Consider the following 19,236-nt stretch of genomic DNA (forward strand, 5'->3'; position numbering starts at 1 on the left):
ATGGGTAATTTAACAGAGATAAAAAATAATATTAACGTTTAAAATAGATACATAATTAGATAAATATCCCACCCACAACATACCATGAACTGCCGTGAATATCCCAAAATTGTCAAAAAACAAACAATTTAATAATGGTGGCGGAGAACAATACCTTTTTGATCACTTATTATACTGCGTCAAAACCGAAACCCCTGAACAAGTAATCGAAAGATTCAATAGACTATTCATTCAGGCTCAAGGTTATGATGATCAAAAAGTGTGGGAATGTTTAGCTAATATCATCGGCAATCCCAAATCTTCAGAACAATTTCCCTTAACTCTAAACCGTTGTTGTCATATTCTCGTTAACCGTTGGCAGTTGTCTCCCCAAACCCAAGGCTACATAGTAGATTTAATTAACTGCTTTAAATATGTTCCCCGAAGCCTTCACCGTGGCTATGTACGCAGTTTTACCGAACAGTTGCGCGGATGCGTAAGACAATTTATAGATAGCGATTATTATACTCAGTTAAAACGTCTCGCCAGTGTTATCGGTGAGGGTAAAATTAGGAAAGAAGAGAAAAAAGAAGAAATCCTCGGCAATCTCATCAATCGTTACCCCTACCTTTATGATCATTGTTTACTCGGGGTTGGTAGTAGTATAGAACAACAAGAAACCGTATATAAAGTTAAACATGAATTAGAAAAAAAATTTGATACTAATCTTTCCCGTTTTGTTACCTATCAATTGAGAGTAGCCCAGAAAAGGGAAAATGGAGAACCCATAGATTCTCGTATTATTACCCCTGTGGAGAATCCTACCTTACTAAGTAAAAGAGATTTAGGTCGTAGTTTAAAGGAATATGTCGGGGTAGCCGAAAATGGTTATTCTTATAAGGAATTATCCCGTAGTTTTGTTGCCCATACCGAGGGGGTGCGCAACTATCAGATATTTAAGGATAATCTTTATGAATACATTAGCCAGTCCATTGATGGGAAATATGGCAAAAATAGTTTTAATAAAAGACTTTATGAACAATTTCAAGGATTATACCCTGAGTATAATAATAAAAGACCTGATGAATTTCTAAAAACTCGCACCTATAGTCAGATTTTTAATTATTTAATTGTGGAAAGTCCTCAAAATCCTAATCATTTAGTATTTATGGATATGATTAGCAATATGGGAACAACAAAAACTATTGGTGTCTTTTTGAAATTGGTTTTAACTTGCACTAGATTGAAGCCTTATTTAGAGAAAAGATTTTCGATTCTTTTTAATCACTATGAGTCTTTTTCTAAGGATGGGGCAATGTGGTTGGTAAGGAGTTTGGAAAAGGTTAATGTTGGTTTTAGTGTTAATTTTAGCAATGTTGTTGATATGTCTTTCCTTAAACGCCTTTATTTACCCAGTAGATGAGGCAATAGTTATTCATTCGCAAAATTTTCTTAAAGATTAAAGTACTGGTTGAAAAGGGTTGAAGAATATTCAACCCCCATGGTTTAATAATTATCTTAGTCTGCCTGAGCGTAAAATACTGATTACTAACCATAAACCGAGTAAACTGGCTACGGCAAATAATATATTACTCAATAGCATCAATTGAGCAGTACCTGCCCCTGTGGAAATAATAGCCGCCCCCACAATCAGCGCCCCTACCACGATGCTAAAAGATAGGCGGTTAGCAGAATCATCAAGGCTACGACGTACATTGTCCAATTCCCTAATTTGCAGGTTAAATTGTAGGGTTTCTGAACTTAGTCTATCTAAGATTACATCTAGTTGACGGGGCGATCGCAATCCCACCGATTTTAAATCTAAAACCGTACGAAATACCGTTTGCAAAGGAGTTTCCCCCAACAACTGACGACGAAGTAAATCGATAGTCAAAGGTTTAATTTCATCCAAAAGATTAATTTGTGGATTAAATTGACGAGCAACCCCTTCTAAATTAGCCAAACTTTTTGCATACAAGCCCATATTACCAGGTAGCTTAACCTTATTATCTCTACTTACCTGTAAAATCTCATAAAAAACCTCACTAAAATTAATCTGAGAAAGACTTAAATTATAATATTTTCTCAACATAATATTATAGTCATTTTCTAGCCTAGCAATATTAGTTTTTAGAGAAATATTTTCTGATAATTCTAAAGTTAATTGGGCACATTTTTGGGCATCAATATCAACCACAGCCAATAACATTTCCGTTAATAATTGTTGAGTACGAGGATCTAGTCTTCCTATCATACCGCAGTCAATGAGGGCAAGACGACCATCATCAAGATAAAAAATATTACCAGGATGGGGATCAGCATGAAAGAATCCATCTATATATATTTGTTGGAAAAAAGCCCTAAATAAAACAGTGCTTAACTCAGTCCTAATATTATCATCGGGTTTCTCTTCAAAGGTAGGAATATCAGCCTCTAAAATAGGAGTGCCATCTAACCATTCCATTACCAAAACTTTTTTGGTTGTGTAATCCCAAAAAATTTGAGGAACTACTATTTTTTTTGGGTCAAACCACTTACTTTTAGCTAAATTTTCCCTTAATTTATCAGTAAAAGTTGCCTCTTTTCTAAAATCTAATTCTGCTAAAACAGCATTAGTAAATTCCTCAGCCAATGTCACCACATCATAATCATTGCCAAAATCACTAAGGGCAACCAAATCCGCAATACCCTTAATAATATTAATATCCTGATTAACAATTCTCTCAATGTTCGGACGTTGTACCTTGATAGCCACTTCAACCCCCGATATTAGGGTAGCACGATGTACTTGGGCAATAGAACCTGCAGCAATGGGTTCACGATTAAGAGTAGAAAAAATCTTATCTAAAGGTTGATTATACTGCTCCTCTAAACTTTGTTCTACCTCCCTCCATGATACGGGGGGTACATTGGCTTGTAATGCCGTTAAAGCCTCGATATACTTGGGAGGTAACAAATCAGGACGAGTGCTTAATAACTGACCAAACTTGACGTAAAAAGGGCCTAACTGAACCAAAATACGACTCAAAACTTCTGGGGTAGGCAGTTGGGGTTTATCTGATTTCCCCCCCGTCAAAATGCCCCGCATATAATCCCAGCCATTACCTAAGACAATTTCTATTATTTCTCGTTGGCGGGAACTTGTTTTTGTTTTTGTAATGGATGACATAAATTTGTTATGAAAATAATGGCTCTTTGTTTTCCATTAATATAACAACTATTTAGTGAATAAAATGTCAACTTGTTATTCTGTTTTACTGCCCCATAGTTTTATTAGAAAAAATAAACAGACCAAAAAATAACCAGTGGTAAACATTCCGTTAAGATACATTAAACGAATAGAAAATAAATCATTGGTCAATACACTTCCTAACCATAAACTACTATAAATAGTTAGCCAACCTAATCCTAATCGAAGAGAAACACGACTAATTTTCTTTGTTTTAAATTGATTTTCTGATTTAGAAAGGACGCTAATGAGGGCAAAAAAAATGCCAACTATGGGCATTAAATATAATGACAACCAAAATTTATTTAAATTTTCTTGGCGGTAATTGTCTTTCATTATTTAGAGTGAATAGTTATCAATATTATTGTCTATTTTACTTTTTGCTTTTTTGGTTGTTTGAATAATTAACTAATCTGCCATTATATTAAGTTTTGATTGTATTGTATTTGACAATTTATATAGAAGTAATAGAGAATGGGAGGATAGTCAATACCACTTGTGAGCGTAAAAAAAATTAAGTATTAATGACAAAATTATTAGAGTTTACCGAGTCCGATAATAGATTATCTAACCGTTTCATTGAATTAGACCCTGAAGGATATTTTATCATTTCCATAGACAGAGAGAAGGAATTAATTTGTGCAGAGCATTATAGTAATGCTATTAATGATCAAGGTTTGGCGGTTGATCCAGACACGGGGGAAGTGATAGCCTGTAAGGGGGCAAAACCTCGTCAAGCGGTAACTTTATTTACGGGTAAAACTGCTAAGGAAATTTGTATTAAACTTTTTGAGGAAATTAGCGAACCTCCTGTTAGTATGTTTGATCATGCCGCCTATTTGGGTAGGGAGTTTGTGAGGGCGGAGATTGCCCTGAAGACTGGAGAGGATTATATTCAAGACTAGGGAAATGATTTAGCCACCTAAATCCCCACCCCTCTGCCTTCAGCATCTCCCTGTGGGAGAGCAGAAAAGGACTGTAAGTGACAAAAAAGGGTTTAACCCCCTTGCCTCAAAATTAATAAATATCAATTATTCTTGTGAGTAAGATAAAAATTGCGGGGGAAGAAGTTGCCCCATGTCAGGTGAAGCAGATACAAATTCCTGTGGCGAAGTTAGCTACTCAAACGATGATGTCTTTGCCGGTGACGGTGATTAATGGTAAGGAAGATGGGGCAAAACTGTGGTTGAGTGCGGCGATTCATGGGGATGAGATTAATGGGGTGGAAATTATCCGTCGGGTGGTTTCGTTAATCAATCCTCAAAGGTTGAAGGGTTGTGTGGTTGCAGTACCTATTGTTAATGTGTTTGGTTTTATTGAACAATCACGGTATTTGCCTGATAGAAGGGATTTGAATCGCTCTTTTCCAGGCTCGGAATCTGGCTCACTAGCTTCTCGTTTGGCGGAACTTTTTATGCGGGAAATTGTGGCGAATTGTACCCATGGTATTGATTTACATACGGCGGCGATTCATCGTATTAATTTACCCCAAATTCGGGCTAACCTAGAAGATGAGGAAACTAGACAATGTGCGATCGCCTTTAACACCCCTGTAATGATTCATGCTACCACGAGAGACGGTTCTTTGCGTCAGGCGGCTAGTAAAAAAGGCATTCCTATCCTCTTGTATGAAGGGGGAGAAGCCCTCCGATTTGATGGTAAATCCATTGATATGGGAGTCAGAGGTATCTTGCGGGTAATGAATTACTTGAATATGTACAACATTTATAACCATGACCTCGAAAAAAAATCTATCATAGTCCACAAATCAAAATGGATAAGGGCATCTAGTAGCGGAATCTATCTTTTAGAAACCGAATTGGGTGCAGAAGTACAAAAAAAACAGGTTTTAGGTAAAATCACTGACCCCTTTGGTAACAAAAGCGTTGCCATCAAAGCCCCATTTAACGGTATAGTAATTGGTCATGTACAAAATCCCCTTGTCAATCAAGGTGATGCTATCATTCACTTGGCTTCTTATTAAAATCTGTTATAAATAACAAGGGGCTTAAGCCCCTTGCCTGAAACCCGAAGCCCCTTGCCTGAAACCCGAAGCCCCTTGTCTGAAGCCCGAAGCCCCTTGTCTGAAGCCCGAAGCCCCTTGCCTGAAGCCCAAAGCATTATGGGCCTTCCCCATTTTCCGCCTAAATTGTAAATTATATTTAAATTCAGCATCTTAAAAAATGAAATCGATATTAGTATATGGAATTCCCAACTGTGGTACTTGCAAAAAAGCCATGCAGTGGTTGAAAGACAATGACATCAACTACGAATTTATCAACACCAAAGAAAATGCCCCTAGCAAAGAAATGATTGCTGATTGGGTAAAATCCTTGGGTACTAAATCCATGCGTAACACCTCGGGAATGTCTTACCGTGCTTTGGGAGAGGAGAAAAAAACATGGAGCGATGAACAATGGATCGATGCTTTTTCTGGGGATGCTATGCTATTAAAAAGACCTTTGTTTGTGAAAGATGGGGAGGCAGTTTTAGTGGGATTTCGTGCTAACGATACTGTCAAGCGAGAAAAATTATCATGGACATCAACCTAGAAGAATGTTATCAAGTTTTAGAAGTAGATGATTCGGCGGAAGTAGAGGACATAGAAAAGGCTTATTTCCGCATAGTAGGGGAGTGTTTAAAGCGGGGGGAGAAAGAAAGGATTGAAACCGTCAAAAATGCTTATCAACTACTAATAAATCACCGTAAAAGTCAACAGGAAGAAGAATCGGCTCAGGGGCAGAGGTCTTATGAGCAGGAAGTTACGAACAATGTCGCTAGGGCTTTACGGGGAATGTCTTTGATGATAAAAGTGGAGGCTTTTGTTGATCATCTTGAGATAAAAATTAGGGGTAGTAAGCCCCGTCAAAAAGCAACTATTCTCAATCTTATCTATCAATCTCTCAAGTTGTCAGATATTCTCCAACATACCCTCGTTAAAGTGGTGGCGCAAAAAACTGTTAAAACTCATTTTTGGCAAGAAGATATTAATTTTACTCCTAATAGAAACAATCAAGTTTATTCTAACGATTACCTCCTTTTACAAGAAGCAGAAAAAACTTTAAATACTTATGTATTACCCATAGCAGGGGCGATCGCACTGGCTTTTAGTTTTGCCGAAGTGCTAACATGGTTTATCGGCATGTGGGTACATGAATTTGGTCATGCTACCATAGCTTGGTTTTCAGGGTATAGAGCCATGATTACCTTCGGGGCAACTATTACCACCCTCGAAAAATCAAACTTTGTTTACTTTGGTATTCTTTTCCTATTAGGATTAACCTTCTACACAGGCTGGAAAGAAAAGAAAAACTCCCCCATGATTGTCGCCGTTATCTTGATAATTTTACAATTTATCTTCACATGGATAGTAAGCTACTCCGATTATGTAACCCTCATGGCATTCGGTGGCATTGGAGGAGAATTCTACCTTAGTACCCTCTTGATTATTGCCTTTTATTGGCGTTTACCTGAGAAATTTTACTGGGATTTTTGGCGTTTCGGCTCCGTTGCGATAGGTGCCATAACCTTCTTTAGTAGCTTCACCAAATGGCATAACATCAAAGTCGGTAGAGATAATATCCCATGGGGTACATTGTGGGGCGGGAGGGGTGATTCGGGAGGAGACTTAAATATTTTGAACGATTACTCTGGATGGAGTGCCAATCAAATTATCGGTACTTATGTTAGTTTGAGTAATATTTGTCTTATGGTTATCATTGGCTTTTATCTGTTCCATCTGTTCAAAAGTCGCCCTGAATTATGGGTAAAAATACGCCAATTATTTCGATAAAACTATCAATCATCACCACTCCACTGTTTTATCAAAACATACTGTAGATTGATTTAGCCTTTTTTTACCAAAAAGTCGGCATAAAGCCCCTATGTTCAGTTATGGGGATATAATACTGAATCCGTAGAGAAAAGTATGCTAATAAAACGAACAATGGGCTTAAGCCCATTGCCAAAGACAATAAATAAAATTACAGTTTATAAATCGGACTTAGTATGATTAATCTTTCGCCATGTGCCATCAGATTCCCACCCACGAAAATAAGTGTAAACACTCTGCCACTTTGAAAAATCATGAGGCATCGCTCTCCATTTTCTTCCGTTAGTAACAAAATAAAAGATCCCATTTAGAACTTCTCCGATGTCCAAACTACGATTTCTCCCACCAGTTTTAGCCCGAGGAATTAAAGGTTCTAAAATTTTCCACTGGTCATCAGTGAGGTCAGTATCGTATGATAATCTTGTCATGTTTTTCATTCAGTTATTAACCAAAATATTCTACGTCAAGACTTTTCAAACAGGTTCTAAAGGTGAAAATAAAGTTTATATTATGCGGATAAAAAAGCGATATTTTTTTCTATCTATTTTCCTTGCCATTTTTATTAGTGCTTGTAATTTATTTACCACTGCAACCATTAATAATAACTCCATAAATCTTACTGTTTCTGCCGCATCAAGTCTAAATGAAGCATTTACTGAAATTGGTTTTTTATGGGAAAAAGAAACGGGAAATAAAATTTTATTTAACTTTGGTTCAACGGGAAAATTAGCCCAACAAATTGAGCAGGGAGCTCCTGTGGATTTATTTGCGGCGGCGAATAAGTCATACATAGAGGATTTGGACAGAATGGGGTTGATTGTTTCAGAAACCAAAGCCCTGTACGGGCAGGGAAGGATTACTCTTTGGACTAGGGATGATAGTCCTTTAAATCCTCAAGATATTCGGGAGTTGACTAGGTCAGAATATGGTAGAGTGGCGATCGCAAATCCAGACCACGCCCCCTATGGTATCGCTGCTAGAGAAGCGCTGGAATCGGTAGGTATTTGGCAGGAAATGAAGCCAAAATTGATGTTAGGAGAAAATATTAGTCAAACGAAACAGTATGCGGAAACGGGCAATGTAGATGTGGCCATTGTGGCTTTATCTTTGAGTCTTAATCATCCAGGGAAATGGGAATTAATTCCCGATAATTTACATCAACCCATTGATCAAATGTTGGCGGTAATCAAAAGCAGTAACCATCAAACCGAAGCACGGCATTTTGCAGAATATATTAATGGTATAAAAGGACGAGAATTGATGAAAAAATATGGTTTTGTTTTACCCCAAGAAATGATTGATTAATGAACTTATCCCCTTATATTCTTTCTTTACAGGTTACTGCCCTTGCTACGGTGTTATTGGTTATGTTCGGATTACCATTGGCAATTTTTTTGGCGAAAGTTCGTTTCCCTGGGCAGATAATTATTTCTACTATCCTTAATTTACCCCTTGTGTTGCCCCCTAGCGTGGTGGGTTTTTATCTCCTTTTGGCTTTTGGTAGGGGTGGTTTTATCAAGGAATGGTTGGGCATTGATATTTTATTTACTTGGCAAATAGGGGCGATCGCCAGTACTATAGTTGCGTTACCTATCATTGTGGAAGCATCAAGGGCGGCCATTATCAACGTTAACCACGAACTAGAAGCCGTCGCCCGAACCCTAGGAGATTCAGAAATCGAAGTACTATGGAAAATTACTCTCCCCTTAGCCAAACGGGGAATTTTAGCAGGGTTTATATTAGCCGTAGCCAGAGCATTAGGAGAATTTGGAGCTACTCTGATGGTAGCAGGGAATATACCTGAAAGGACTCAAACTCTACCCCTAGCCATTTATGATGCCGTACAAAACCAACAATATGATAAGGCTAATTTTATGGTAGTCGTCATGACGATTTGGGCATTTTTTCTTTTATTATGGGTTCGCCATTTGGAAGACCAATTTTAATGAAGTCATCTTTTTCTTAGACATTATGAGATGCCATACTTTAACTGTTATTTGTTTAAGTAATGATTGATCTCTCATAGCAAATAGTAAAAAAGAGCCAAAGATATAAAAGTACCCTTCAACCTATTCAGTTAAAGGGGGAATTAGTTATGTTAAAAGATGATTTAGCCAATATTTGTTGACTCTTTGTCCATAGATTTAGAAAGTTTTAGTTTACGTTTGAAAGTTACCCCCACACCAAAAATTCCTAGCAGAAGGAGATTTATGGTTGAGGAAGGTTCGGAAGTCCTTGCAACACCTTCTCCATCACCCCCCAATTCAAAACGCAAATTAACCTCTGATGCAGGAATTATATCAGTAAAGTCATAATCAATATCAAGATTTAGTAACGAGAGTGGAATTGAGGTATTACATTCTTTCCCGACTGTCGGGAAAAAATTAAAAACTCCAGAAAATCTTCCTGAAGCATTAAAAGTCTTGACAAGACCATTTTCACACGCCAAGTCTAATAATCCTGGATTACTAATTGCTTGATCTGTAAGATCAATTTTAAATAAACCATTATTTAGAAAGTTAATATTAAGGTTATCATCGACGCTGGGAGATTCGTTGCCAGAGACTGCTGGATCAGGACTACCTGAAAATCCCCACTCAACACTTGATCCCAAACCATCAAATTCAGCTGAAATGTCCAAAAGACTACCTTCAAGTATTATTTCGTTTGTATTGGGGTCTATAATTGTGTAAGCTATAGGATCTCTTAATCTCGGAGTGCTGGCAAAAGCTGAACCTTGCCCAGAAACATAGTCCCAAAATAAAGGTTGCCAAAAAATTTGTCCATTGGGATTAATTCCTAATTGACCAGCTGTTAACGCAGCTCCACTCCTTGCTCTAGCAAACCCCCCGGGAGGAGAAACGGCAAAGGCATATCCTGTGGCTGAGGTTTGACCTGTTAAAACATTTTCCACTATTGAACCAGTTGCCATTGAACTTGATTGAGCTATTGCCCCATTACAATTAGCACTAGCATTTCCCTGAACTGTAACGGATGGAAATGTGATAGCTGAATCAAAATAATCGTCAAATTTAAAAGGATTAACACATCGAGCATCTCCAAATGCAACAGCACCCAATAAGTTAACATTAGTATTACTTCCAAAATTAATCCTAAAATTGTGTGCAACAGAATAACTGCTATAACCAAAAGCTGTCTGTGCTGAAGCTGAGTTAGTTTGAATGACTATTGTTGTCAGAACTGTAGCTGTTCCTATAATAGTTGTTAAGGTCTTTTTTTTCATGTTTTTTATTTGAATTTTATCCAGAGTATAAGTACCCCATAATTAATTTTCAAGACCTAAAAAGCCTTATAAAACTATGTAAAACAGTGTCAAGAAATGTAACAAAAATCTCAAATAAAATAAGTAAACTGTAAATCTTTTTCTGTCTTATAATGTTGGATAAAAGCCCTATAAATACTCATTCTATGTTTGCCTTATGAGTACTTTTGATGTTCAATGCTTGATATTTAATATAGATGAGCTTATATTCTCTAATACAGGAGAACATTTAGATGACCTTCAATGTCAGATATTAGAAGGAGTTATCAATCATAAAAAGTATCGAGAAATTGGGAAGACACATCATCACTCTGAAAAGTATGTAAGGGATATAGCAGGTAAGTTATGGCAAACTTTATCAGTGATTATCGGAGAAAAAGTTAGTAAATCAAATTTCCAATCAAGTTTTGAAAGATATTACTACCAAAATTTTTCTAACCCCATAAATGTAAAAAATATTATATCTATTAATAATAATTTTTGTGAAGAAAAATTGGAAAATAAGACCATATTATCTTCCCTAGAGAAAGAAATTAAGCAAGAAATTGCAATGGAATTAATGAAAGAAGGGCTAAACATTGAACAGATTGCTAAAATTTTAAAACTTCCCTTAGATTTAGTTCAAAAGTGGCTTAAAAAATTAGATTATTAATACAATGTATCTGCTTCATTATTCTCCACCCACCACCGTCACGACTTCACTTTTCCAGCAATCCCTAATTACAAATGACACTTTCGGTAAACATTTATAAACCCCTAGCTAGTTACCCATTAAATATTAATTTCCAACTAGAAGAAGGAATATTGGGGATATTAGGTGCTTCTGGTTCAGGTAAAACTATGACTCTACGTTGCATTGCAGGGATGGAAACTCCCCAAAAAGGGAAAATTGTCCTCAATGGAAAAGTTTTGTTTGATTCTAGTCAAAAAATTAATCTTCCTATTTCTGCTCGTCGGGTAGGAATGGTATTTCAAAATTATGCTCTATTTCCCCATTTAACCGTAGCGGAAAATATTACCTACGGTATCAGAAAATTACCATGTCCTCAACGGGATTATCTTTTAAATGAATATATCAGTAAATTTCGGCTTTTTGGCTTAGAAAATCGTTATCCTCAACAGTTATCGGGAGGACAACAGCAACGAGTTGCCCTTGCAAGAGCTTTGGCGGTGAAGCCACAGATTTTATTGTTAGATGAGCCTTTCTCTGCCCTTGACAGCTATTTAAGACAACAATTACAGGAACAACTATTGGAAATTCTCAATAATTATGGGGGCATCACTCTTTTTATTACCCACAATTTAGAGGAAGTTTACGCCATTTGTGAGCATTTATTAGTGATTTACCAAGGAAAGACGTGCTGCGAAGCAGATCCCTTCGGGATCGCCCTTAATGATAAAAAATCGATTTTTGATCGTCCTTCTCATGTTCAGGTAGCCCAATTAACAGGATGTAAAAATATATCTAAGGCAAGGATGATTTCTCCTGATGAAATAGAGGCAATAGATTGGCAATGTCGATTAAAAGTATCTGCACCCATACCTTCTTCATTTACCCATGTGGGCATCAGAGGACATCATTTAAAAATAGTTAGTGATGGTTGCGGTGAAAATATTTTCCCTTGTTGGTTAATCAAAAGTCAGGAAACCCCAGAAAAAATGATTCTTTTTCTCCATTTACATACTCCGCCCATGGATGATACTTATGATGTACAGATAGAAGTTTCTCAGGATAAATGGTTAACTTTGAAAAATAGTTCCTTTCCTTGGCACGTCAAGTTTAATCCCATGCAGTTGTTTTTAATGTCTGATTAAAATTTATAAATCTTCCAACACTGGGGGATTTAGGGGCAATCTCCTATTCTGGTTGGGAAAAAATAGCAAATACAGAAGTATAACCATGGACAAAGGTTGAACCGCCCACAGGGCCAATTTCACCGTTGCAGAAGAATCCTGATACGGGAATATCTACAAAGTAATCTAATAGTAATTCCGAGTCAAAATTAGGCTCTCCGTACAATCCTTCTCCCCTACCCATACAAGAAAACATCAGCGCACCTACCGCAGGGAGTTCGTCTTTGAGGTCACAATAATTATCAAGGAGGGTTTCTAAGTCTTCCGCTGAGGCGTTACCATCACGGAGATGAAAACGTATCCTTTGCCCTGCCCTGATGCGATCGCCCACTGCGATCGCACCGTGTTTAGGATCAACCCCCATCAAATTACGAATCAAAAAATCCCCATGATTTAATTCCAACTTAAACTCATCCCTTGCAATACCTATAAATAGGGAGTGTTGAGCCAATTCTTGATCCTCCGTATCCAAATCATTAACCAACTCTCGCAAAAAATTGAGAGGAGAATCCGTATTACCCTGATTATCAGTCAACTCTAAAATAATATTTCTTTCTCCCTTCGTCACCTGATAAATCTTACCGATAGAGCGACATCCTTGAGCCACAATGGACTCCACCACAATCTTACCACTCATAGCCAGACCAATAGTTCCTTGAGTCGCAAAACACCCTTCTGGCTCATCAGGAGTACGATAAAATAAACCACTAGCTACCCCCATAGTGCTAGAACTAGCCAAACCCCCGACTTTAATAGCGCCAGGATAAGCATAATCTAACCCTTCGATTAACTCATTCGTCGCTCCCGAAAAAGGATCAGACAATAAAATAAAATTGGGTTTTTCTTCGGGAGGCACTCCCACCATGTTCCACCACTCTTGGGGCGGACTATCAGAGTCTGGCAAATCATCAGGAAGAATGTGGAATAAATTCAAATCCACATCAGGTAAACAAGCCACAGTCAAACTAAGGGCGGGGCTAGACTCCACCTCCGCAGGTTGCTCCTCATCTTCCATACCCACAATACCTCCACCACCGCAACCAATGAGATAACCAATGGGAAATTTATCTAACAATAAAGGCAATAACCTTGCATAATCACTGGCAAAAGCAGAGGAAATAAATAAAATGCCCAAATCTGGATTGCCAGTCAAACGTTCCTGTAATTTTTCCACCACCTCATCGACTGCTTTTTCTAAAGATGATTGAACAGAAAGGGCATTAATCCACTGAATTTTTTGTGACATAGGCATTTTAAAATGGATGGAATCTAGTCCATTAATATTTGTCTAACTGTCTTATACAACAGCATCAACCTCTAATTATTAACTTTTGCTCGCCTCTTGTCAATTATTTTCATGCCCTTGCTTTTCGTACAAACAAAAACCCCTCACCCTTAGGGAGAGAGGTTAGGACTAAAGGGAAAGTGAAGTTCGATTATTGTATATCACTAACACGATGAATATTAAGTACATCACTAATATTTTTGATTTTTTGTATCACACTGCCTAATTGTTCCGAATCTTTCACATCGAGGGTAAGAAAAATAGAAGCAGGGTTGCCAAGGTCAGTTTTTACAGAAGCATTACTAACATTAATATGGTAGTCACTTAATCTACCGAGAATATCTCGTAAAACACCTACCCTATCGATGGTTTTAACGATTAAATCCACAGGATATGTCAAAGCACGGTTAGATTTTGGTTGACTATTCCATTTTACAGGAATAAAGCGATCGCCTTTAACATTTGCCAAATTAGGACAATCATGATGATGAATCGAAATAGCCCGTTGATGGGTAATCACCCCCACAATAGACTCTCCAGGCACAGGGCGACAACACCCCGCAATATGATATTCTAAACCCTCAATCCCCGCAATAGGATATTTAGTAGCATCAATTTCTTTATAATGCTTATGGTTAATCTGGGCAGAAGTTAAGAGAGTCTCCTCCTCAAGGCTAGTGGGCTTACTAACCGATTGCTCCTTATTTTCTTCCCGCAAACGGTTGATTACCTGAGTAGAAGTAATCTCCCCATAACCCAAAGCCACCAACAAATCATCTACCTTGTGAAAATTACACTTTTGGGCAACCTTCATCATGGTGTCAGACTTAATCAAAGATTCCAAACCATTCTTACCCAACTCTTTTTCCAATAAATCCCTACCCCTCGCAATATTTTCATCACGGTGAGATAACTTATACCATTGACGGATGCGGTTACGGGCAGTAGGAGTTTTAACAAAATTAAGCCAATCAAGACTAGGATGGGCATTATTTGCCGTAATAATTTCTACAATATCCCCATTTTCCAAAATACGATCCATAGGCAGCCAACGACCATTTATCTTTGCCCCCTTCATATGGTTTCCCACTTCTGAGTGAATACGATAGGCAAAATCCACCGCCGTAGAGCCACGATTAAGAGAAATTAAAGCCCCTTGGGGAGTAAATACATACACATCATCATCAAAAAGATTTTCCTTAAGGTTATCAACATACTCCTCCGCATCCTTCAAATCCTTTTGCCAGTCCAAAAGTTGCCTTAACCAAGTAAACTTTTGTTCATCATTAGACAAATTAGTATTCTGAGAATTACCCGCTTCCTTATATTTCCAATGGGCAGCAATCCCATATTCAGCGATATGGTGCATTTCCATGGTGCGGATTTGAACTTCGAGGGGGCGCCCATTTAAACTAACTACGGTGGTATGCAAAGATTGATAAAGGTTAGGTTTCGGTAAGCCGATATAGTCCTTAAACCTACCTGGAATGGGGCGGAAAGCATCATGCACCACCGCAAGGGCTTGATAACATTCTTGTTTGGTGTTAACGATAATACGCAGGGCGGCAATGTCAAAAATTTGGTCAAATTCTTTTTGTTGTCTCTGCATCTTTTCATAGATGCCATAGAGATGTTTAGGGCGCCCTTTTACTTCGATGGGATTAATATTAGACTCTTTTAACCCTTCATTGACAATGTCGATAACTTGATTGATTCTTGTTTCTCTATCGCTTCTTCTCTCAGAAATTAGATTACGAATATTTTGATAATCTTCTGCGTGTAGGTATTTAAAACTTAAGTCTTCTAATTCCCATTTAAACTGCCACATTCCCAGACGATTGGCTAGGGGGGCAAAAATTTCTTTGGTTTCCGTGGCGATTAATTTTTGCTTGTCTGAGGCTAAAAAGTCTAGGGTGCGCATATTGTGCAGTCTATCGGCAAGTTTCACCACAATTACTCTTATATCTTGCGCCATGGCCAGAAACATTCGACGAAAATTCTCGGCCTGTCTTTCGGTTTTGTTGGAAAAGTTAAATTTTGATAGTTTGGTGACAGCTTCTACTAATTGTCTAACACTATGACCAAATAATTCTTCTATGTCGTCAGGGGTAATGTCTTCGTTATCTTCTACTACATCATGGAGAAAACCAGCGGCTATCATCTCTGCGTCTCCGCCCAATTCTCTTAATAATTCGGCAACGGCGATGGGATGGATGATATAAGCCTCCCCTGATTTGCGATACTGCCCTTCGTGGAGTTTGTAGGCATATTCAAAGGCTTTACAAATAAGGTTATTGTGGGGATCATTTTGATCCCCGATCATACATTGGTTTAGCCATTCTGGAAGATGGATTTTTTTTTCTTTATCTTTACTAGGAGTTGCGACAGTCATAGGGTTATATTTTTGGGGTAGTGGTTAAAATATTCCAATTTTTCCCTAATTTTTTTCATTAAATTTAACTCTATAGCCTCTTGATGAGGGAGTTTGTTTTAATGATGTTTGAAATAAGGGAAGATAGATAGTATGTTTTTTAGTTTTAGAAAAACAATGGAGATTTACTTAAATTAAGTAATGTTGATGGTAATGTTTTACTCTACGGGAAACCTTGAGATTGTTTATGTTTTTGACTTTCTCGGTTGCCGAAAAGAGACTTTAATCTAAGTATAATCAAAAACGCTTAATTATATGATTGTAACGCAATATAAAAACAATGTTATCTAAATCACATTTTTCTATGGTGAAGAATTGGGTATTTTTACTTAAAGATTTTCAAAGTCAATGGCTTTTACAAGAAATAAACAATTATTATCAAACTCCTATATGGCAAAAAATTAATGAGTTTTTACACTCACAAATTATGGGGCTTTCTGATGATGATTTTCCCCCAGATAATATTTCTCTATGGCAGTCTTGGCAAACGGAAAGTTATCGTTTTATTCGTCTTCTAAACACGGAGTTGTTATTTTTTGCATCGGCCAAACAACCCCAAACTAAACACCTTAAAGCTAATAGTATCAATGAAAAGTTACAAGGTGCGATCGCCCTTAGCGAACATTTGTTAAATAAGGCAATGGGCAATGGGCAATAGGCAATGGTATAAAGTTGTTTAACTGTCAATTATCCATTAACGTAAAGCCAACATCGCCTGAAAAAGTCAACAAACACAAGAGTTAAATCCGTATTCGCAAACCATCTCAGGCGATGAATGTTTATTATTTCAACCTTGATTTAACAAGGATTTTTGTTAAAGACTCGTTATCATTTCAAAGCTAAAAATTAGCTGAGAGCGTTGATAGCGTAGTCGAGGTAGGAGTTAGCTTCTACAGCAGGATCTCCACTTAAACCGTGGTTAGCTTTGATATATTTTAAAGCCTCGATGTACCAGCTAGGAGATAACTCGAAGCTACGGTTGATTTCATCGATACCAGCGATTAAATACTCATCCATAGGACCAGTTCCACCAGCTACTAAACAGTAGGTAACCATACGTAGGTAGTAACCGATGTCACGAGAACATTTTGCTTTACCTTCAGAGGTAGAAGCGTAGTTAGCACCAGGGGTAGAAGTGGTGTAAGGGAATTTGCTGTAAACAGCGTTAGCAGCGCCATCAACTAAACGTTGAGCGTTTTCAGTTAAAGACTTAGCCGCAGTTAAACTAGCGGTAGCTTGACGGAAACGACCGAAAGCGGTTTGGATTTCGGTGCTGCTGAGGAAACGACCTTGAGAATCTGCTGCGGATACTGCTTCAGTTAAAGGGGTTTTCATTGTCTAATATTCTCCTTAAATTTTTGTATGTGTTAACGAAATGATTTTTTAACTTTTTGGTAGCTATTTAATTACGCTACTGCAGCAGCAGCACGGTCAAAATAGGTAGCAACTTCAGCCATTAATTGGCTACAATCACCAAGGGTGATATTGTTGGTGTCGTTAGCAATTGCTAAAGCAGCGTCTTTCATTTTTTGTACGCCAACAGCAACGGAAGATCCAGGAGTACCTAATGCTAGGTAGGTTTCACGAAGTCCATTTAAACAACGATCTTCTAATACGGAAGCGTCACCAGAGAAAATAGCGTAGGTAACGTAACGTAAGATGATTTCCATGTCACGAAGACAAGCTGCCATACGACGGCTGGTGTAAGCGTTTCCACCAGGAGCGATTAGTTGAGGCTGTTCAGCAAATAAGGAACGAGCTGCGTTGGTAACGATAGCAGAAGCGTTGCTGGTGATACGGTTAACGGTATCCATACGCTTGTTGCTTTCGGCAACCATTTGGCTTAGAGCATCGATTTGAGAGGTAGATAGGAACTCTCCACGAGCGTCAGCTTGAGAAACAACCCTTGTGAATGCGTCGTACATTTTAAGTTAATCTCCTAAATTGAATTAGTTTTGTTAGTGTTTGTTTTATTAAATTTGATTTAACTTTTTTTTTCGTTAAACCTTGGGAGTAAACCCTTGCAAATTAGTTTCCTACATTATGAGCTTAAAACCAAGTTTTTGTTAAGCATTTGTAAAGAAACTTAATTTTTTTACATTTGTTTTTTGTCAATGGGTCTTTTTTTACTTCCCGAATACTGTTATACATCTTTCCCGGTCTTTTTAACGTTACGTCATGTTAATTTTTCCCTCTAACTTCTTTACATTTGTTAATACTAAAATGGGTAAATATTAATAAACCTAGGAATGTACAACTATTAACAAGTCCTTTAATTGATAATTAAGAATGGATGATGGATAATGACAATGAATCAACATTTTCTCGTTGATAAATGTAGAACTAGAATTTATCTTTATTTTATTAACTATTTATTAATTTAACTCTTATGAAACCTCGTCCTAGAAAGAAGCAAGAATCATTTTCTCCAAAAAATTCCTATGGGGATCAAAAAATTCCTCGTAAAAGGGATGATGCCCCTCGTTTAAAGCCCCAAAAAAGTGATGATATGGTTTCAGAAACAGAAGAAAGTCATCAGGATTTGATTTATGGGTGTTATCCTGTATTAGAAGTTTTAAAGGGCGATCGCACCTTAAACCGTATCTATGTAACGGGTAAAATTGCCCATGACAGAAGGTTTGAAGACCTAATCCAAGAAGCAAAAAGTAACGGCGCTGTCATCGATATAGTTGACTCCAAAAGAATCAGTCAAGTAACCAACTTTGCCAACCATCAGGGCATTGCCGTTACCGTTGCCCCTTACGAATATGTAGAATTAGAGCAATTAATTTCCCAAGCAAAAGCCCAAACCCAAAACCCTCTAATCATTATAGCTGATGGGATCAGTGATCCCCATAACCTTGGAGCCATAATTCGTACAGGGGAAGCCCTCGGAATGCAAGGATTAATTATTCCCCAAAGAAGAGCCGCGGGGGTAAACTCCACCGTCATGAAAGTAGCAGCGGGAGCATTAGAACATTTCCCCGTCACCAGAGTAATCAACCTTAACCAAGCCATTTCCCAACTACAAGAAGCAGGATTTTGGATTTATGGCACCGTAGCCGAAAGCGGTAACTATTTACACAATACAAAATTGCAAGGGGCGGTAGGTTTGGTTATAGGTTCTGAGGATAAGGGATTAAGTCAATCCGTGGCTAAATCTTGCGACTTTTTAGTATCTATTCCCATGACAGGGAAAACCCCTAGTTTAAATGCTTCTGTGGCAACGGCTATCTGTCTATATGAAGTGTGTCGTCAAAAATTAGTCCGTGAGGCTAAATAACTGGGTAAATGCCCCCCTTGTCAATCCCAAAATCAAGGACTAAAGTTAAGTAAGAGGGAA

Annotated in this window: 20 protein-coding genes; 11 read left to right on the top strand and 9 right to left on the bottom strand. The window is 37.7% G+C overall.

All coding sequences use genetic code 11. The features are described from left to right. Window positions 1-109: 109 nt before the first annotated feature. Window positions 110-1,402, top strand: coding sequence for a hypothetical protein (locus A5482_RS03920; protein WP_242411987.1), 1,293 nt, complete (start codon window positions 110-112; stop codon window positions 1,400-1,402). A 90-nt stretch (window positions 1,403-1,492) separates the two neighbouring features. Here A5482_RS03920 and A5482_RS03925 read toward each other — a convergent pair whose 3' ends face one another. Both A5482_RS03925 and A5482_RS03930 read right to left on the bottom strand, forming a co-directional pair. Continuing rightward, window positions 1,493-3,148, bottom strand: a complete 1,656-nt coding sequence (locus A5482_RS03925) for an ABC1 kinase family protein (RefSeq protein WP_069791177.1) — start codon at window positions 3,146-3,148, stop codon at window positions 1,493-1,495. A gap of 75 nt (window positions 3,149-3,223) precedes the next feature. After that, window positions 3,224-3,544, bottom strand: coding sequence for a hypothetical protein (locus A5482_RS03930; RefSeq protein WP_069791178.1), 321 nt, complete (start codon window positions 3,542-3,544; stop codon window positions 3,224-3,226). Window positions 3,545-3,732: 188 nt separating this feature from the next. Between A5482_RS03930 and A5482_RS03935 the strand changes: the two genes are divergently transcribed. After that, window positions 3,733-4,113 (top strand): DUF4346 domain-containing protein, encoded by a 381-nt coding sequence (locus A5482_RS03935; RefSeq protein ID WP_069791179.1) that lies wholly within the window; start codon window positions 3,733-3,735, stop codon window positions 4,111-4,113. A 134-nt stretch (window positions 4,114-4,247) separates the two neighbouring features. Continuing rightward, a complete protein-coding gene (locus A5482_RS03940; RefSeq protein ID WP_069791180.1) occupies window positions 4,248-5,192 on the top strand; it encodes a succinylglutamate desuccinylase/aspartoacylase family protein in 945 nt (314 codons plus the stop codon). A 24-nt stretch (window positions 5,193-5,216) separates the two neighbouring features. Here the strand turns inward: A5482_RS03940 and A5482_RS03945 are convergent, their stop codons facing one another. Further along, window positions 5,217-5,345, bottom strand: coding sequence for a hypothetical protein (locus A5482_RS03945; RefSeq protein ID WP_255365550.1), 129 nt, complete (start codon window positions 5,343-5,345; stop codon window positions 5,217-5,219). Window positions 5,346-5,391: 46 nt separating this feature from the next. On the opposite strand from A5482_RS03945, the gene A5482_RS03950 reads away from it, so the two are divergent. Continuing rightward, on the top strand, window positions 5,392-5,760 hold the full coding sequence (locus A5482_RS03950; protein WP_069791182.1) for a Spx/MgsR family RNA polymerase-binding regulatory protein: 369 nt from the start codon (window positions 5,392-5,394) through the stop codon (window positions 5,758-5,760). Beyond that, window positions 5,745-7,001 carry a J domain-containing protein gene (locus tag A5482_RS03955; protein ID WP_069791183.1) on the top strand — a complete coding sequence of 419 codons (1,257 nt, stop codon included), beginning with the start codon at window positions 5,745-5,747 and terminating at the stop codon, window positions 6,999-7,001. Before A5482_RS03950 ends, A5482_RS03955 begins: the two co-directional genes overlap by 16 nt. 197 nt (window positions 7,002-7,198) lie before the next feature. Here the strand turns inward: A5482_RS03955 and A5482_RS03960 are convergent, their stop codons facing one another. Beyond that, window positions 7,199-7,468: a transposase gene (locus A5482_RS03960; RefSeq protein ID WP_161486834.1), complete on the bottom strand. Its 270-nt coding sequence runs from the start codon at window positions 7,466-7,468 to the stop codon at window positions 7,199-7,201. 82 nt (window positions 7,469-7,550) lie between these two features. Between A5482_RS03960 and modA the strand changes: the two genes are divergently transcribed. Continuing rightward, window positions 7,551-8,345: a molybdate ABC transporter substrate-binding protein gene (modA, locus tag A5482_RS03965; RefSeq protein WP_069791216.1), complete on the top strand. Its 795-nt coding sequence runs from the start codon at window positions 7,551-7,553 to the stop codon at window positions 8,343-8,345. After that, window positions 8,345-8,986, top strand: a complete 642-nt coding sequence (gene modB / locus A5482_RS03970; protein ID WP_069791184.1) for a molybdate ABC transporter permease subunit — start codon at window positions 8,345-8,347, stop codon at window positions 8,984-8,986. The genes modA and modB overlap by 1 nt, the downstream gene beginning before the upstream one ends. Window positions 8,987-9,150: 164 nt before the next feature. Here the strand turns inward: modB and A5482_RS03975 are convergent, their stop codons facing one another. Then, window positions 9,151-10,284: a hypothetical protein gene (locus A5482_RS03975; protein ID WP_069791185.1), complete on the bottom strand. Its 1,134-nt coding sequence runs from the start codon at window positions 10,282-10,284 to the stop codon at window positions 9,151-9,153. A gap of 196 nt (window positions 10,285-10,480) precedes the next feature. Between A5482_RS03975 and A5482_RS03980 the strand changes: the two genes are divergently transcribed. Together A5482_RS03980 and A5482_RS03985 are read left to right on the top strand one after the other, a co-directional pair. Continuing rightward, a complete protein-coding gene (locus tag A5482_RS03980; protein WP_069791186.1) occupies window positions 10,481-10,975 on the top strand; it encodes an ATPase in 495 nt (164 codons plus the stop codon). A gap of 74 nt (window positions 10,976-11,049) precedes the next feature. Further along, window positions 11,050-12,138, top strand: coding sequence for a sulfate/molybdate ABC transporter ATP-binding protein (locus A5482_RS03985; RefSeq protein WP_069791187.1), 1,089 nt, complete (start codon window positions 11,050-11,052; stop codon window positions 12,136-12,138). Between the two features lie 43 nt (window positions 12,139-12,181). Here A5482_RS03985 and A5482_RS03990 read toward each other — a convergent pair whose 3' ends face one another. Both A5482_RS03990 and A5482_RS03995 read right to left on the bottom strand, forming a co-directional pair. Continuing rightward, the gene (locus tag A5482_RS03990) at window positions 12,182-13,423 is read right to left on the bottom strand and encodes an FIST signal transduction protein (RefSeq protein ID WP_069791188.1); all 1,242 of its coding nucleotides are present in this window, start codon (window positions 13,421-13,423) and stop codon (window positions 12,182-12,184) included. Between the two features lie 190 nt (window positions 13,424-13,613). After that, window positions 13,614-15,854 (bottom strand): RelA/SpoT family protein, encoded by a 2,241-nt coding sequence (locus A5482_RS03995; protein ID WP_069791189.1) that lies wholly within the window; start codon window positions 15,852-15,854, stop codon window positions 13,614-13,616. A gap of 319 nt (window positions 15,855-16,173) precedes the next feature. On the opposite strand from A5482_RS03995, the gene patD reads away from it, so the two are divergent. Continuing rightward, the gene (gene patD / locus A5482_RS04000) at window positions 16,174-16,551 is read left to right on the top strand and encodes a heterocyst frequency control protein PatD (protein ID WP_141712687.1); all 378 of its coding nucleotides are present in this window, start codon (window positions 16,174-16,176) and stop codon (window positions 16,549-16,551) included. 188 nt (window positions 16,552-16,739) lie between these two features. Here patD and cpcA read toward each other — a convergent pair whose 3' ends face one another. Then, window positions 16,740-17,228 (bottom strand): phycocyanin subunit alpha, encoded by a 489-nt coding sequence (cpcA, locus tag A5482_RS04005; protein ID WP_069791191.1) that lies wholly within the window; start codon window positions 17,226-17,228, stop codon window positions 16,740-16,742. Between the two features lie 71 nt (window positions 17,229-17,299). Next, window positions 17,300-17,818 (bottom strand): phycocyanin subunit beta, encoded by a 519-nt coding sequence (locus tag A5482_RS04010; protein WP_069791192.1) that lies wholly within the window; start codon window positions 17,816-17,818, stop codon window positions 17,300-17,302. 464 nt (window positions 17,819-18,282) lie between these two features. Between A5482_RS04010 and rlmB the strand changes: the two genes are divergently transcribed. Next, the gene (rlmB, locus tag A5482_RS04015) at window positions 18,283-19,176 is read left to right on the top strand and encodes a 23S rRNA (guanosine(2251)-2'-O)-methyltransferase RlmB (protein ID WP_069791193.1); all 894 of its coding nucleotides are present in this window, start codon (window positions 18,283-18,285) and stop codon (window positions 19,174-19,176) included. Window positions 19,177-19,236 lie beyond the last annotated feature (60 nt).

Source organism: Cyanobacterium sp. IPPAS B-1200 (assembly GCF_001747005.2).
Lineage (GTDB): Bacteria > Cyanobacteriota > Cyanobacteriia > Cyanobacteriales > Cyanobacteriaceae > Cyanobacterium.